General features: G+C 67.4%; 13 protein-coding genes. 2 read left to right on the top strand and 11 right to left on the bottom strand.

Going from position 1 to position 14,544, the window contains the following annotated elements; genetic code table 11:
- Nucleotides 1–8: 8 nt before the first annotated feature.
- Nucleotides 9–3,218 carry an efflux RND transporter permease subunit gene (locus EKL94_RS04670; protein WP_126928184.1) on the top strand — a complete coding sequence of 1,070 codons (3,210 nt, stop codon included), beginning with the start codon at nt 9–11 and terminating at the stop codon, nt 3,216–3,218.
- A 133-nt stretch (nt 3,219–3,351) separates the two neighbouring features.
- Here the strand turns inward: EKL94_RS04670 and EKL94_RS04675 are convergent, their stop codons facing one another.
- The 9 genes from EKL94_RS04675 to EKL94_RS04715 form a co-directional block, all read right to left on the bottom strand.
- On the bottom strand, nt 3,352–5,127 hold the full coding sequence (locus tag EKL94_RS04675) for a DUF885 domain-containing protein (RefSeq protein WP_126928185.1): 1,776 nt from the start codon (nt 5,125–5,127) through the stop codon (nt 3,352–3,354).
- Nucleotides 5,128–5,395: 268 nt separating this feature from the next.
- Complete coding sequence (locus EKL94_RS04680; protein ID WP_057500910.1) at nt 5,396–5,743, bottom strand: lipid-A-disaccharide synthase N-terminal domain-containing protein; 348 nt, start codon at nt 5,741–5,743, stop codon at nt 5,396–5,398.
- Nucleotides 5,743–6,465 carry a glycosyltransferase family 2 protein gene (locus EKL94_RS04685; RefSeq protein ID WP_126928186.1) on the bottom strand — a complete coding sequence of 241 codons (723 nt, stop codon included), beginning with the start codon at nt 6,463–6,465 and terminating at the stop codon, nt 5,743–5,745. Before EKL94_RS04685 ends, EKL94_RS04680 begins: the two co-directional genes overlap by 1 nt.
- A gap of 89 nt (nt 6,466–6,554) precedes the next feature.
- Nucleotides 6,555–7,520 carry an NAD-dependent epimerase/dehydratase family protein gene (locus EKL94_RS04690; protein WP_126928187.1) on the bottom strand — a complete coding sequence of 322 codons (966 nt, stop codon included), beginning with the start codon at nt 7,518–7,520 and terminating at the stop codon, nt 6,555–6,557.
- A 45-nt stretch (nt 7,521–7,565) separates the two neighbouring features.
- Complete coding sequence (locus EKL94_RS04695) at nt 7,566–8,300, bottom strand: suppressor of fused domain protein (protein ID WP_126928188.1); 735 nt, start codon at nt 8,298–8,300, stop codon at nt 7,566–7,568.
- Between the two features lie 126 nt (nt 8,301–8,426).
- Nucleotides 8,427–9,350: a ParB/RepB/Spo0J family partition protein gene (locus EKL94_RS04700; RefSeq protein ID WP_019338308.1), complete on the bottom strand. Its 924-nt coding sequence runs from the start codon at nt 9,348–9,350 to the stop codon at nt 8,427–8,429.
- Nucleotides 9,350–10,147 (bottom strand): ParA family protein, encoded by a 798-nt coding sequence (locus EKL94_RS04705; RefSeq protein ID WP_032128472.1) that lies wholly within the window; start codon nt 10,145–10,147, stop codon nt 9,350–9,352. Before EKL94_RS04705 ends, EKL94_RS04700 begins: the two co-directional genes overlap by 1 nt.
- 112 nt (nt 10,148–10,259) lie before the next feature.
- Entirely contained in the window at nt 10,260–10,898 is a 639-nt protein-coding gene (gene rsmG, locus EKL94_RS04710) for a 16S rRNA (guanine(527)-N(7))-methyltransferase RsmG (protein WP_126928189.1), read from the bottom strand.
- A gap of 39 nt (nt 10,899–10,937) precedes the next feature.
- The gene (locus EKL94_RS04715) at nt 10,938–11,537 is read right to left on the bottom strand and encodes a 4'-phosphopantetheinyl transferase family protein (RefSeq protein WP_126928210.1); all 600 of its coding nucleotides are present in this window, start codon (nt 11,535–11,537) and stop codon (nt 10,938–10,940) included.
- 84 nt (nt 11,538–11,621) lie between these two features.
- On the opposite strand from EKL94_RS04715, the gene EKL94_RS04720 reads away from it, so the two are divergent.
- Nucleotides 11,622–11,873 carry a GlsB/YeaQ/YmgE family stress response membrane protein gene (locus EKL94_RS04720; protein ID WP_012512507.1) on the top strand — a complete coding sequence of 84 codons (252 nt, stop codon included), beginning with the start codon at nt 11,622–11,624 and terminating at the stop codon, nt 11,871–11,873.
- A gap of 104 nt (nt 11,874–11,977) precedes the next feature.
- Here the strand turns inward: EKL94_RS04720 and xth are convergent, their stop codons facing one another.
- Together xth and EKL94_RS04730 are read right to left on the bottom strand one after the other, a co-directional pair.
- Entirely contained in the window at nt 11,978–12,760 is a 783-nt protein-coding gene (gene xth / locus EKL94_RS04725; RefSeq protein ID WP_126928190.1) for an exodeoxyribonuclease III, read from the bottom strand.
- 211 nt (nt 12,761–12,971) lie between these two features.
- Nucleotides 12,972–14,381 (bottom strand): coniferyl aldehyde dehydrogenase, encoded by a 1,410-nt coding sequence (locus EKL94_RS04730; RefSeq protein ID WP_126928191.1) that lies wholly within the window; start codon nt 14,379–14,381, stop codon nt 12,972–12,974.
- Nucleotides 14,382–14,544: the final 163 nt, after the last annotated feature.

The raw sequence follows: 14,544 nt of genomic DNA on the forward strand, positions 1-14,544 counted from the left end.
AGGCGACCATGTTCAAGCTGATCATTGAAACAGCGGTGCGCCACCGCTGGCTGGTGGTGTTCATGGCGGCGCTGATCGCCGCGGTGGGCCTGTTCCAGCTGGGCAAGCTGCCGATCGACGCGGTGCCGGACATCACCAACCGCCAGGTGCAGATCAACACGGTGGCACCGGCGCTGACGCCGGAGCAGATCGAGCGGCAGGTGACCTATCCGCTGGAAACCGCGCTGGCCGGCATTCCCGGCCTGACCACCACGCGTTCGCTGTCGCGCAATGGCTTCTCGCAGGTCACCGCGATCTTCACCGATGCCACCGACATCTACTTCGCCCGCCAGCAGGTGGCCGAGCGCATGCGCGAAGCGTCTGAAGACCTGCCCGATGGCGCGTCGCCGATGCTGTCGCCGGTCACCACCGGTCTCGGCGAAGTGCTGATGTGGACGGTGGACTTCACCGCGTTCGATCCGGCCAAGCTGGCCAAGCCCGGTGAAGCCGGCTGGCAGGCCGGCGAGGTCTACCGCACGCCGGAAGGCAACCTGCTGCGGACACCCGAAGAACGTGCGACCTACCTGCGCACCGTGCAGGACTGGATCATCGCGCCGCAGATGCGTTCCAGCCCGGGGCTGGCCGGCGTCGATACGGTCGGTGGCTACGTCAAGGAATACGGCGTGCATCCGGACAGCGCCAGGCTGGCCGCGCATGGCCTCGGCCTGGCCGACCTGGTCACTGCCCTGCAGCGTTCCAATGTGCAGGCCGGTGCCGGTTTCGTGCAGCGTGCCGGTGAGGGCCTGGTGGTACGAGCTGACGGCCTGGCGCTGACCACCGACGACCTGGCGCAGGCCCCGGTAGCGACCCGCAATGGCGTGGTGGTGCGCGTGGCTGATGTGGCCGACGTCGACCTGAGCCGCGCGCCGCGCCTGGGTGCGGCCAGCCGCAACGGCCACGAAGCCGTGCTCGGTACCGCACTGATGATTGCCGGTGGCAACAGCCGCACCGTGGCCCAGGCCGCGGCCGCGCGCCTGGAGCAGGTCAACAAGTCGCTGCCGGCCGACATCGTGGCGGCACCGGTGCTGGACCGCAGCGTGCTGGTCAATTCCACCATCAAGACCGTGGCCAAGAACCTCACCGAGGGTGCGCTGCTGGTGGTGGTGGTGCTGTTCCTGCTGCTGGGCAACCTGCGTGCGGCGACGATCACCGCGCTGGTGATTCCGCTGTCGTTCCTGTTCGCAGTGATCGGCATGAACCGCTTCGGCATCAGCGGCAACCTGATGAGCCTGGGTGCGCTGGACTTCGGCATCCTGGTGGACGGTGCGGTGATCGTGGTCGAGTCGACGCTGCTGATGCTGGGCCAGCGCCGCGCCGAACTGGGCCGTGCGCTGACCGCAATGGAACGCCTGCGCGTGGCCGCCGATTCGGCAATGAAGATGGCGCGTCCGGCGGCGTTCGGACAGTTGATCATCCTGCTGGTGTTCGCGCCGATCCTCACGCTGGAAGGCGTGGAGGGCAAGACGTTCCACCCGATGGCAGCGACCTTCATGCTGGCCCTGGTCGGTGCCTTCATCTTCTCCTTCACCTTCGTGCCGGCGATGGCCGCGCTGCTGGTGCGCGAGCCCAAGGTGAAGGATGGCGATGCACATGCGGACGACGGCGAGCACGAAACCAAGCTGATCCGCGTGCTGCGTGGGCGCATCGAACCGGTGGTGCGCAAGGCCGTGGCACATCCGCGTACGGTGCTGGCCGGTGCGGTGATGATGGTGGTGGTGGGCATCGGTTCGTTCACGCTGCTGGGCCGCGAGTTCATGCCGACGCTGGACGAAGGCAACGTGGCGATGCAGGCCCTGCGCGTGCCGTCGACCTCGCTGGAGCAGTCACTGGCGATGCAGCTGGCACTGGAAAAGGCCATTGCCAAGCAGCCGGAGGTGGAGACCGTGTTCTCGCGTACCGGTACCGCCGAGGCGGCCATCGACCCGATGCCGACCAATATCTCCGACAGCGTGATCGTGCTGAAGCCACGCAAGGACTGGCCCGATCCGAAGCTGGACAAGGAAGCACTGGTGGCGCGCTTCGAGAAACTGGCCGGGCAGCAGCTGGGCAACAGCTTCGAGTTCAGCCAGCCGATCGAACTGCGCTTCAACGAGCTGATCTCCGGCGTGCGTACCGACCTGGCGGTGATGATCTTCGGCGATGACTTCAGCCAGCTGCAGAAGGTGGCCGACCAGGTGGCGCTGAAGCTGCGTGCGGTGAACGGCGCGGCCGACGTGCGGGTGGAGCAGATCTCCGGTCTGCCTACGCTCAACGTGGCAATCGACCACGTGGCGGCGGCGCAGTACGGCCTGACTGCTGCGGATGTGAGTGATGCACTGTCCACCGGCATTGGTGGCACGGCGGCCGGCAAGATCTTCGAAGGCGACCGCCGCTTCAACGTGGTGGTGCGCCTGGACGATGCCTCGCGCAACGATCCGGACCAGCTGGCCTCGCTGCCGATTGCTACGCCCTCGGGGTTGGTGATTCCGTTGTCATCGGTAGCGCGCATCACGGTGAGCGAAGGGCCGAACCAGATCAGCCGCAACAACGGCAGCCGCCGCGTGGTGGTGCAGGCCAACGTGCGTGGCCGCGATCTGGGCGGTTTCGTCGGCGAGGCGCAGGCGGCGGTGGCCGACGTGGCGCTGCCGCCGGGTGCCTACCTGACCTGGGGTGGCCAGTTCGAGAACCTGCAGCGCGCGGAGAAGCGACTGGCGACGGTGGTGCCGGTGGTGTTCCTGCTGATCGGCAGCCTGCTGTTCATGGCCCTGCGCAGTGGCAAGGAGGCCATTCTGGTGTTCAGCTGCGTACCGTTGGCGCTGGTCGGCGGCATCCTCGCGCTGCTGCTGCGTGGCATGCCGTTCTCGGTGTCGGCGGCGGTTGGCTTCATCGCCGTCTCCGGCGTGGCCACGTTGAACGGCCTGGTACTGATGCAGGCGATCCGCGAGCGCCTGGATGCCGGTGACCTGCCGATGATGGCGGCGATCAACGGTGCCTCCAGCCGTATCCGCGCGGTGCTGACCACCGCGCTGGTGGCGATCGTCGGCTTCATTCCGATGGCGATTGCCAGCGGTTCCGGTGCGGAGGTGCAGAAGCCGCTGGCGACGGTGGTGATCGGTGGCCTGATCACCGCCACCGTGCTGACCCTGCTGGTGCTGCCGACCTTCGCTGCACGGGTGGCCAAGCCGCGGGCGGTGGGCTGAAAGACCACGGGGTCGGATCCTGTGATCCGACCCCGTTTCCCGGTCCGAGGGAGTGCCGGCCGCTGGCCGGCAATGTCGAACGATCGCGGTGCGTGCAGGTTGCCGGCCAGCGGCCGGCACTACCCGGTAGCGGTCAGGCCTTCTTGCGTTCGGCGATGTAGGCCTGGATCTGCTGTTCCAGCACCGGCAGCGGCACCGAGCCCTGCTTGAGCAGGGTGTCGTGGAAGCCCTTGATGTCGAACTTGTCGCCCAGTTCCTTCTCGGCCTGCGCACGCAGGCGCACGATGGCGATCTCGCCCAGTTTGTAGCTCAGCGCCTGGCCCGGCCAGGAAATGTAGCGGTCCACTTCGGTGGTCACTTCGTGCTCGCTCAGCGCGGTGTGGTCACGCAGGTAGGCCAGCGCCTGCTCACGGGTCCAGCCCTTGCTGTGCACGCCGGTGTCGATCACCAGGCGCGTGGCGCGCCACATCTCGTAGGTCAGGCGACCGAAATCCTCGTAGGGGGTTTCGTAGATGCCCATTTCCACGCCCAGCTTCTCGCAGTACAGCGCCCAGCCTTCGCCATAGGCGGAGATGTAGGCGTTGCGGCGGAACTCGGGCAGGTTCTTCTGCTCGGCGGCGATCGCGCCCTGCAGCGCGTGGCCCGGATCGGACTCATGCAGGGTCAGTGCCGGCAGGTTGTACAGCGGGCGCGACGGCAGGTTGTAGGTGTTGAGCCAGTAGGTGCCCATGCCACCGCGGCCGGCGGTCCAGAACGGGGCGATGTCCGGCGGCACCGGCACGATGGTGAAGCGCGCGCGCGGCAGCGTCATGTACTTGCCAAGCTGGCCATCGGCCCGCTTGGAGATCCACGCGGCACGCGACAACAGCTCTTCCGGCGTCTTGGCGTAGAACTGCGGATCGGTACGCAGGAAGGTCAGGAACTCGGCGAAGCTGCCCTTGAACTTCACCTGCTTGATGATGTCGTTCATTTCCTTCTGGATGCGTGCGACTTCATCCAGGCCGATGCGGTGGATCTCATCCGGCGACAGGTCCAGCGTGGTGTATTCGTGGATCTGCTGCTTGTAGTACGCCTTGCCATCGGGCATCGCTTCGGCGGCCAGCGTGGTACGCGCCTGCGGCACGTACTCGTTGACGAAGAAGGTACGCAGCTGCTGGAACGCCGGCACCACCTTGCCGCTGATCGCTTCACGCGCCTGTGCCTGCAGCCTGGCCTGTTCGGCGGCCGGAATGCTGTTGGGCAGCTTCTTGAACGGCGCGTACAGCGGCGACTCGGTGGGATCCATCAGCTCGGCGACGGTGGCGATGGAGACCTCGCGGCCATCGAGCACGGCACGCGGCACGCTGAAGCCACGCTTCAGGCCGGCACGCATGTTCTCGGTCTGCTGGCCGAAGTAGCGCGGCACATCGTTCAGCCGTGCGATGTAGTTCTGGTAGTCCTGCACGGTCTTCATCTCGCGCCGGGCCATGAAGGACAGGTTGGACCAGAACGAGGAGTCGGCGTTGAACGGCATCTCGTAGCCGCGCAGACGCGTCTCTTCGGCCAGGTTGAACACCTGGTCGCGGTAGATTGCGTAGTTGACCTGGTTGTCGGGCGACAGGGTCTTCGGGTCGATCTTCTTCAGCGCGGCGAGGGTCTCGTCCCACACCTTCAGGCGCGCCTGCTGCGCGGCCGGGCCGATGTCGGGCATGCGGGTAGCATTGGCCGGGGCGTCCTCGTCCTCGCTGGCCTCACCGCCGCCCTGCTGGCGCCACTTCCATTCCTTCTCGTACAGCGCGCGGAAGGCGGCGTCGGCGGGCGATTCGGCGGCCACGCTGGCCGGCGCGGCGGTGGCGGGCGGCGCGGCGGCCAGGGCCACGGTGGGGGCGGACAGGGCGAGCAGCAGGGCTACAGCAAGACGGGTTTTCACGAGCACAGGTTCCCGGGAAGGCAGACCCCGATGATGGCACCGCTCACCGTCCGTGGCATGGGACGAAGGTCCTGCCTGCGCAGCAGGCCGGGCCCCGGTAGCGGCCAACCTTGGTTGGCGCTGGATTTCCCCGTGTGCCAACCAAGGTTGGCAGCTACCAGGCACGGTAGCCAGGCAAGCAGTAGATCCACGCCATGCGTAGATGCGCCGGGCCCGGATACACCTGCGCCGACCAAGGCCTGCACCTACAGGATGGGCCCCGCAGGCCTCAGTGGCTCGCCTTGTCCCGCTTCCAGCCCCGGTGCTTGATGTCCAGCTGCAGGCTGTACAGCGCGGTGAACGCCGGGAACAGGTTCTGCAGTACGCCCACCGAGTCCTGCTTGGCCGAGAACAGGAAGTAGCTCAGCGTCATCAGGCTGCCGACCACGCTCATGTACCAGAACAGCCGCGGGATCACCGGCTTGCCCGCACGCTTGGACGCGACGAACTGGACCAGCCAGCGGCCACCGAACATCAGCGCGCCGGTATAGCCGATCAGCTTCCAGCCGGTCACATGCAGGCCGGTCCAGTACAGCCAGGTCAGCGGCTGGTCGAGCCAGTGCAGTTCCAGGCCCATCACCGCTCTTCCACCGCAGTGCGCTTGCTGCGGGTGATCAGCCAGGCCACGCCGCGCAGATCACGAATGCCGACCAGCGCACGGCCCAGGTTGTTGTACTTGGAGACGCCGGCGGTGCGGTGGCGGTGGTTGACCGGCACACTGATGGTCTTCCAGCCGGCACGCTGCATCAGCGCCGGCAGGTAGCGGTGCATATGGTCGAAGTACGGCAGGTCGAGGAACGCGCTGCGCTCGAACAGCTTGATGCCGCAGCCGGTATCGGGCGTATCGTCGCGCAGCATGCGTGCACGGATGGCGTTGGCCCACTTGCTGGCCCAGCGCTTGCTGCCGCTGTCCTGGCGGTTGACCCGCCAGCCGGCGAACAGCTTCACCTGCGCCTCGGCCGCATCGCGCGCGGCCAGCAGCTTGGGAATGTCGGCCGGATCATTCTGCCCGTCGCCATCGAGGGTCGCGATCCACGGCGCACGTGCGTGCTTGACGCCGGTGCGCACGGCGGTGCTCTGCCCGCTCTGGTCCACGTGGTGCAGCACCCGCAGTTCCGGCGTGGTCGCCTTCAGGCCCTGCAGCACCGCCAGGGTGTCATCGCGCGAGTGGTCGTCGATGTAGACGATCTCGAACGGCAGCAGTCCACGCAGTGCAGCGGTGATTTCGGCAACCAGCGGGGCGACATTGTCGCGTTCGTTGAACACCGGGACGACAACGGAAAGCTCGGGTTGGCTCATAAGGCACTCGGCCAAAGGGGGACAAAGACCGCGCATTCTCCGAAGCCGAGGTTATCCGAAGATGAATCCGGCTGTGTGAGGATCCGTCCTCAGGCGCGATCGCCAAAATACTCGCGGCACCACTGCACGACGGGGGGCAACCCTTCTTCGATCGGGGTCACCGCGTCGAAGCCGAATGCGTCATGGGCGCGCCGGGTATCGGCCATCGTGCGCACCATGTCGCCCGGCTGCATCGGCTTGTAGACCTTCTGCGCGGGGCGACCGGCGGCCTGCTCGATCACGCTGATGAAGCGCTCCAGCTCGACCGGCGTATGGTTGCCGAGGTTGAACACCCGGTGCGGTACCGGACCATCGGCCGGATGCGCGAGCGCGCCGAGAATACCCGACACGATGTCGGAGACATGTGTGAAATCGCGCTGCATGCGGCCTTCGTTGAACACGTCGATCGGCCGCCCGGCCAGCACCGCGCGCGAGAACAGCAGCGGTGCCATGTCCGGCCGGCCCCACGGGCCATACACGGTGAAGAAGCGCAGGCCGGTGGCATGCAGGCCGTACAGCTGCGCGTAGGTGTAGGCCATCAGCTCGTTGGCGGCCTTGGTCGCCGCGTACAGCGAGCGCGGCTGGTCCACGCGCTGGTCCTCGGAGAACGGCGGCGTGGCCGAATCACCGTAGACCGAGCTGCTGGAGGCATAGACCAGGTGCTGCACGCCACGGTGGCGGCACAGCTCGAGCATGTTGACGAAGCCGACCAGGTTGCTGTCGACGTAGGCGTGCGGGTTCTCCAGCGAATAGCGCACGCCGGCCTGTGCAGCCAGGTGGATCACCGCAGTCGGCTGCACCTCGTCGAACAGTGCCGCCAGGCCCTGCTGATCGGTCAGGTCCAGGGTGCGCAGGTCCAGTGCCGGGCACAGCGCGGCCACGCGGTCGCGCTTGATCTGCGGGTCGTAGTAGTCGTTGAAGTTGTCCAGGCCGACCACGGGCTGGCCGGCCTCCAGCAGCGCGCGGGCGGTGTAGGCACCGATGAAGCCGGCAGCGCCGGTGAGCAGAATGGTCATGACAGGGGCCTGGAAACGAAGTTCAGGCCCCCGATGTTACCGGTCTCAGAACAAACCGAAACGCTTCTTCGCCACGTTGGTGCGGCCGGGCTCGATCACATCGTTGATCTGTTTCGCATCGAAGCGGTCGAGCAGGACGTCGTCGCCCTTCTTCAGCTTCAGGTCCATCTCTTCCGGATACAGCGGAACCAGACTCATGAAGCTGATGATCCTGCCGTCGTCCAGTTCCAGCGTGGCGAAGTTCTCCGGGGTAGTCACCGGCGGCAGCACGATGGCGCCGTCGAAACCCACGCCCGGCGCGTAGGGCTCGCTGGGATGGCCGTTGGGAATGGTGTGGCCGAAGCCCAACCAGGTGTCGTACTCGTGCGGCAGCCGCGCCATGCCCTTCAGCAGGCGCACCGGCCAATAGTTGCGCTCATCCTCGAAGGCATCCTGGGACATCGGCCAGTCGGCCGGCAGGGTCACCATCAGCTCCATGTAGCGCGGCACGTCCGCATCCGCCTCGGCGGGCACGGTCATCGGCAGGTCGCTCATGCCGGAGGTGACCAGGCGCAGGTACGGGCAGTGTTCATTGGCCGGCACCACGTGCACGTCGATGTGCACCAGGTCGGAGATGAGCTCGTGAAGAACCGTCTCGATCGGCCCGAGATGATGCGTGATGTGTGCGCTGATCGCCTCGATGTGCTTTTCTTCGCCGATGGCGAGCGCGAAGTCCTTTTCGCGGCGATGTACCAGTATCTGGGTGCCGTCCGGGCTGATGTCCTCGTATTCGTTGCTCACGTCCTGTTCCCTGGATGAGGCCACGGACCGGAGAGCAGTGCATCCCCCGGCACACGCGGCGGTGCGTTCCCTGTCATCTGCAGGACGCGGCGGGAACAGGCCGCACCCCTTGTCGCTGCGCCGGGCTCAGCCCTGGCGCGTACGCAGTTTTTCCAGCACACCGTCCAGGGTATCCAGGTCGGTGTAATGGATGATCAGCTTGCCCTTGCCGCCCCGGCCGTGGCTGATCGCCACCTTGGCACCCAGCGCTTCGGACAGTTCGGTTTCCAGCGAGGCGATGTCGGCCTGCTGCACCTTCGGCGTCGCCACCGGGCGGTTGCTCGGCACCTTGCCGGCGGCGAAGGCCTGCGCACGGCGTTCGACCTCGCGCACCGACCAGCCTTCATCGGCCGCTTCCTGCGCCAGCTTGCCGGCCAGCTCGGGAGCCAGGGTCAGCAGCGCGCGGGCGTGGCCCATCTCCAGGCGGCGGGTTTCCAGCAGCAGGCGGATCGCCACCGGCAGCTCCAGCAGGCGCAGCAGGTTGGACACCGCCGCGCGCGAGCGGCCGACGGCCTCGGCGGCCTCGGCATGGGTCAGGGTGAATTCGCTGATCAGGCGCTGCAGCGCCTCGGCTTCTTCCAGCGGGTTGAGGTCTTCGCGCTGGATATTCTCGATCAGCGCCATCGCGATGACGGTGCGGTCTTCCAGCTCGCGCACCACCACCGGCACTTCGTCCAGGCCGGCCAGCTGCGATGCGCGCCAGCGGCGCTCACCGGCGACGATTTCGTAGTTGCCCGCCGGCAGCTGGCGCACCAAGATCGGCTGGATCACGCCCTGCGACTTGATCGAGTCGGCCAGCTCGGACAGCTTGCCCTCGTCCATCTCGCGGCGCGGCTGGTACTTGCCCGGCTGCAGCTGGCCAACGGCCAGCTTGCGCAGCACTTCACCCGGCAGCGGCTCGATCACCGCGGTGGTGGCCTGCACCTGGCTGACCGCCCCCTTGGGACCCAGCAGCGCATCCAGGCCACGGCCGAGGCCTCGCTTCTTGGCTGCCGGCTTGCTGCTGGTCATCAGACGGTCTCCACGGCCTTGGCGGCCTTGTTGCGTTCGTTGTTGCGGCGGATGATCTCGCCGGCCAGGCCCAGGTAGGCCACGCCACCGCGCGAGGCGCGGTCGTAGCCCACGATGCTCTGGCCATGGCTGGGCGCCTCGGCCAGGCGCACGTTGCGCGGCACGATGGTGCGGAACACGCGGTCGCCGAAGTGCTCGGTAAGCTCGGCCGACACCGCGTTGGCCAGGTTGTTGCGCACATCGAACATGGTGCGCAGCACGCCTTCGATCTCCAGCGCCGGGTTCAGGTTGGCACGCAGCGCTTCGATGGTTTCCACCAGCGCGCTCAGGCCTTCCAGCGCGTAGTACTCGCACTGCATCGGCACGATCACCGAATCGGCGGCGGCCAGTGCGTTGAGCGTCAGCAGCGACAGCGCCGGCGGGCAGTCGATCAGGATGTAGTCGTACTCGTCGCGGATCGGTGCCAGCGCGCGCTTCAGCCGCTGCTCGCGCTCACTCTGCGCCATCAGCTGGATCTCGGCGGCGGTCAGGTCGATGTTGCCGGGCAGCAGGTCGTAGCCTTCGGCGGTCTGCACGCGCACATCGGCGGCGCTGGACTCGCCCAGCAGCAGATCGTAGGTGGAGGAGACCAGCTCACGCTTGTCCACGCCACTGCCCATGGTCGCGTTGCCCTGCGAATCCAGGTCGACCAACAGCACGCGCTTGGGTGCGTTGGCCAGGGAAGCGGCCAGGTTGACGGCGGTCGTGGTCTTGCCGACGCCACCCTTCTGGTTGGCGATGGCGATGATGCGGGCCATGCGGGTGTGCCTCGTCGACGTGTGCTGGGACCGGTCATTATGCGTACAACCGGCCCCTTGCGGAAATCGTGAATCGCCAACCCGTTGTTCCACAAGGGGCTGGCGGCGGGAATCAGGGACCTGTAACAGTGACCAGATGGCGTTCGCCGGCCAGGCCGGGCACGCTCAGCGGGGTCACCTCGCGCACCTGCCAGCCAGCCGGCAGGTCCGAGATCTCCTCATGCGGGTAGACGCCCTTCATGGCCAGCAGCACGCCACCGGGGCGCAGCAGGTGACCACCGACGCGGACGATGCCGGCCAGGGTGTCCATCGCGCGCGCGGTCAGCTGGTCGTAACGACCGGCCTCGTCCAGCGCCTCGGCGCGCGATTCGGCCACGCGGGCGTTGTCCAGGCCGAGCTGGCGCACGGCCTCGCGCATGAAGCGCGCCTTCTTGCCGTTGCTCTCGACCAGGGTGACCTGCAGGCCCGGGCAGGCGATCGCCAGCGGGATGCCGGGCAGCCCGGGGCCGGTACCGAGGTCGGCCAGGCTGCCGTCAGCCACGAACGGCTGCATTGCCAGCGAATCGAGCAGGTGGCGGGTGACCATCTCCTGCGGGTCGCGGATGGCGGTGAGGTTGTAGGTGCCGTTCCAGCGGTGCAGCAGGGCCAGGTAGCGCAGCAGCGGCGGCGCCAGCGCGGCGTCCAGGCCCATGCTGGCCAGGCCCTGTTCCAGCGTGGCAGCCACGCTGGCGGGAAGTGGGTGTTCGCTCATGCCGCCATTATCGCCGGTTTTGCGCGCTGATTCCCCGCTTCAGTGCGGATACCAGGCCAATGCCGCACGGAACTGGCCGCTGGCCTGCCATTCGTGCAGGTGCCAGCGCGCGGCCTCGCCCAGTTCCGGGTCGCACCAGCGCAGGTGCAGGGCGCCATCGGCCCCCGGCGCCAGCTGCAGGCGGTGCAGGCCGAACGAGATGCCCTGCCCGTGCGCCTTCAGGATGGCCTCCTTGACGCACCACACGCGGAAGAACCAGTGCTCGCGTCCGGCCTCGTCCAGGCTTTCCAGCCAGGCCACCTCCTCGGGGTGGAAGAAGCGCCGTACGATTTCCAGAAGACGCGGCCGCGGCCGCAGCAGTTCCAGGTCGACACCCAGCCGCACGCCTTCGCCCAGCGCCACCAGCAGCACCTCGCCACTGTGGCTCCAACCGGTGCCGTAGTGGGCCAGCGCGCCGCTCAGTTCCGGCCGGCCCTTGTCATCGCGGAGCAGCGGCAGCGTCTCCGGGTCGGCGCCCAATGCCTGCGCCAGCACCTGCCGCGCCTGCGGTTCACCGCGGTGGCCCGGCACGTGCGGGCACCGCCAGACCGTCACCGGACCGAAGCGCCACGGGCCGTCGAGGGTCGCTGGCAGGCTCATCCGCACGCGCCCATCACGCAATTCCACGACGGGTTCACAGGCCTGCGCGTCAACTGGTCACAGTTCCCCACCGGAGGTTCGATCATGGGCATCATCGTTTGGCTGATCGTCGGCGGCATCGTAGGCTGGCTGGCCAGCATCATCATGAAGCGCGATGCCCAGCAGGGCATCATCCTCAACATCGTGGTCGGCATCGTCGGCGCGCTGATTTCCGGCTGGCTGTTCGGCGGCGGCATCAACGAAGCGATCACCATCCGCACCTTCCTGTTCTCGCTGATCGGTGCGGTGATCCTGCTGGCGATCGTCAACCTGTTCACCCGCAAGAGCATACGGTGATCTGATGGTAGTGCCGGCCGCTGGCCGGCAGACGCATCACAACGGGGCCCGGCAATCGTCGGGCCCCGTTCTGTAGAGTCGAGCTTGCTCGACTGCATGGGAGATCAGTCGAGCAAGCTCGACTCTACTTCCACCCACGCCGGCGCATGGTCGCTCGGGCGTTCCCAGGTACGCGGCTCGCGGTCGATGCCCGAGGCCACCGCACTGCCCTTCAGCGCGTCGGAGACCAGGGTCAGGTCGATGCGCAGGCCCAGGTTGCGGCGGAAGCCGGCTGCACGGTAATCCCACCAGCTGAAGGTGCCCGCCTCGTCATTGTGCAGGCGGAAGCCATCGTGCAGGCCCAGCTGCAGCAGCTTGTTGAGTGCGCCGCGCTCGGCGGTGGAGGTCAGGATGTGGTTTTCGTTCCACACCTCCGGGTCGTGCACGTCGCGCGCGTCCGGGGCGATGTTGAAATCGCCCATCACGATCAGCTTCGGATGCCGCTGCAGTTCTTCGGCGATCCACGCATGCACCGCTTCCAGCCAGCGCAGCTTGTAGTCGTACTTGTCGGTGCCGACGTCCTGGCCGTTGACCACGTACAGGTTGATCACCCGCAGATCGCCGAAGGTACCGGCGATGACGCGCTTCTGCTCGTCCTCGAAGCCGGGGATGCCGATCTGCACGTCCTGCGCCGGCTCACGCGACAGCAGCGCCACGCCGTTGTAGGTCTTCTGGCCGGCGAACACGCTGCGGTAGCCCGCGGCGATCAGCGCCGAATCGGGGAACTTGTGGTCCTCCAGCTTGGTTTCCTGGATACCGACGATGTCCGGGCCGAAATCCTTGAGCCACTGCTCCAGGTGCGGCAGGCGGACATTGAGCGAATTGACGTTCCACGAGGCGATTTTCATGGGGCCATTCTACCCGGGTGGCCTTGATGGGCGCCCATATACCCCGGTAGACGCCAACCTTGGTTGGCGCCGGCAATCACCCTGTGCCAACCAAGGTTGGCACCTACCGGAAGGGGCCGCGCGGGTTGGCATCTACCGGTAGTGCCGGCCGCTGGCCGGCAACCCCATGAACCCTCGGCGAGACCCTGCATTTGCCGGCCAGCGGCCGGCACTACCGAAGCAGCAGCTTCAACAACCCCGCAATCTTCGAATACGGCGGCCGCAGCCGGTCGCTGGCCGCCCAGCGCGACTGCCACAGCACCGGCAGCCGCTTGCTCATTGCATCGAACCCGGCCCGGCCGTGGTACGCGCCCATGCCGCTGGCCCCTACCCCGCCAAACGGCAGGCCATCGGCCGCGAAATGCAGCAGCGTGTCATTCACCGTCACCCCGCCGGCCATCACCTGGCCGAGGATGCGCTCCACCGTCGCCGTGTCATGGCTGAAGGGATACAGCGCCAGCGGCCGGTCACGGGACAGCACGTCGGCCAGCGCGGCATCCAGATCCGGGTAGGCCCGCACCGGCAGGATCGGGCCGAAGATCTCCTCGCGCATCAGATCCAGGTCGTCCGGCGGGTCCAGCACCACGGTCGGCACCAGCAGGCGCTCGCGGTCAGCGCGCGCCTCATCCACCTGCGCCAGCGGAATCACCGGCACCCCACGTTCCCGCGCCTGCGCCAGATAGCCCTGCAGGCGCTGGTACTGGCCTTCGTTGATGATGCGCGTGTAGTCGTCGGCGCTGCTGAAATCGCCGTAGCGCTCGCGTACCTGCTGCTGCAGCGCCTGCACGAACTCGCGCTGGCGCACGGTATCGATCAGCACGTAGTCCGGCGCAATGCAGGTCTGCCCGGCGTTGAACCATTTCCCGGTGGCCAGCCGTGCGGCTGCCTTGTCCAGCGGGAAATCACGGCAGACGATGGCCGGCGACTTCCCGCCCAGCTCCAGCGTGACCGGCACCAGATGCTCGGCAGCGGCCGCCATCACCTTGCGGCCGACCGCCGTCGAGCCGGTGAACAGCAGATGGTCCAGTGGCAGCGAAGACACCGCTGCGGCCACGTCCGCCCCGCCCTGCACCACCGCCACCCGATCGGGCGGGAACACACTGGCCAGCAGATCGGCCAGGAACGCGCTGGTGCGCGGCGTGTGCTCAGACGGCTTCAGCAGCACGTGGTTGCCGGCAGCAATCGCGGTGGCCAGCGGCACCAGGGCAAGGGTGACCGGGTAATTCCACGGTGAGATCACCCCGACCACGCCCAGCGGCGTCGGCCGCAGCTGCGCGCGCGCCGGCCACAGTCGCCAACCGGCACCTACCCGCTGCGGCTTCGACCAGCGCCGCAGGTGGCGGCGCAGGTGGTCGATGGCCGACAGCACACTCATCCCATCGGCCAGTTTCGATTCAACGTGGGCGCGATGCCCGAAGTCCTCGGCGATGGCCTGCGCCATTTCGTCCAGGCGCGGCTTCAATGCCTCGCGCAGGCGGCGCAGGTCGGCTTCGCGCTGGTCGAGCAGCGGGCGCTGGGCCTGCCACGCGCTGCGCAGGGTGTGCAGGATGGCGGGGAGGTCGGTCAGCGTGGTGGTAGTCATGGGCTGACTATACGGCGTGCTGCGCAACGCAATGGTAGTGCCGGCCGCTGGCCGGCAACGGCTTCATGTCCGCGGAGATTCATGAGGTTGCCGGCCAGCGGCCGGCACTACCGGAATGCGAGCCGAGTGGGCACGGCCCACAAACAGAAAGGCCGCGGTCTGC

The sequence above is a fragment of the Stenotrophomonas maltophilia genome (assembly GCF_003970865.1).
GTDB lineage: Bacteria > Pseudomonadota > Gammaproteobacteria > Xanthomonadales > Xanthomonadaceae > Stenotrophomonas > Stenotrophomonas maltophilia_AR.

Excerpts from the sequence above, each read along its gene's own strand:
- EKL94_RS04670 (WP_126928184.1), top strand. The coding sequence starts at position 9 with ATGTTCAAGCTGATCATTGAAACAGCGGTGCGCCACCGCTGGCTGGTG.
- EKL94_RS04680 (WP_057500910.1), bottom strand. The coding sequence starts at position 5,743 with ATGGGCCTGGAACTGCACTGGCTCGACCAGCCGCTGACCTGGCTGTAC.
- EKL94_RS04685 (WP_126928186.1), bottom strand. The coding sequence starts at position 6,465 with ATGAGCCAACCCGAGCTTTCCGTTGTCGTCCCGGTGTTCAACGAACGC.
- EKL94_RS04690 (WP_126928187.1), bottom strand. The coding sequence starts at position 7,520 with ATGACCATTCTGCTCACCGGCGCTGCCGGCTTCATCGGTGCCTACACC.
- EKL94_RS04700 (WP_019338308.1), bottom strand. The coding sequence starts at position 9,350 with ATGACCAGCAGCAAGCCGGCAGCCAAGAAGCGAGGCCTCGGCCGTGGC.
- EKL94_RS04705 (WP_032128472.1), bottom strand. The coding sequence starts at position 10,147 with ATGGCCCGCATCATCGCCATCGCCAACCAGAAGGGTGGCGTCGGCAAG.
- rsmG (WP_126928189.1), bottom strand. The coding sequence starts at position 10,898 with ATGAGCGAACACCCACTTCCCGCCAGCGTGGCTGCCACGCTGGAACAG.
- EKL94_RS04715 (WP_126928210.1), bottom strand. The coding sequence starts at position 11,537 with ATGAGCCTGCCAGCGACCCTCGACGGCCCGTGGCGCTTCGGTCCGGTG.
- EKL94_RS04720 (WP_012512507.1), top strand. The coding sequence starts at position 11,622 with ATGGGCATCATCGTTTGGCTGATCGTCGGCGGCATCGTAGGCTGGCTG.
- xth (WP_126928190.1), bottom strand. The coding sequence starts at position 12,760 with ATGAAAATCGCCTCGTGGAACGTCAATTCGCTCAATGTCCGCCTGCCG.
- EKL94_RS04730 (WP_126928191.1), bottom strand. The coding sequence starts at position 14,381 with ATGACTACCACCACGCTGACCGACCTCCCCGCCATCCTGCACACCCTG.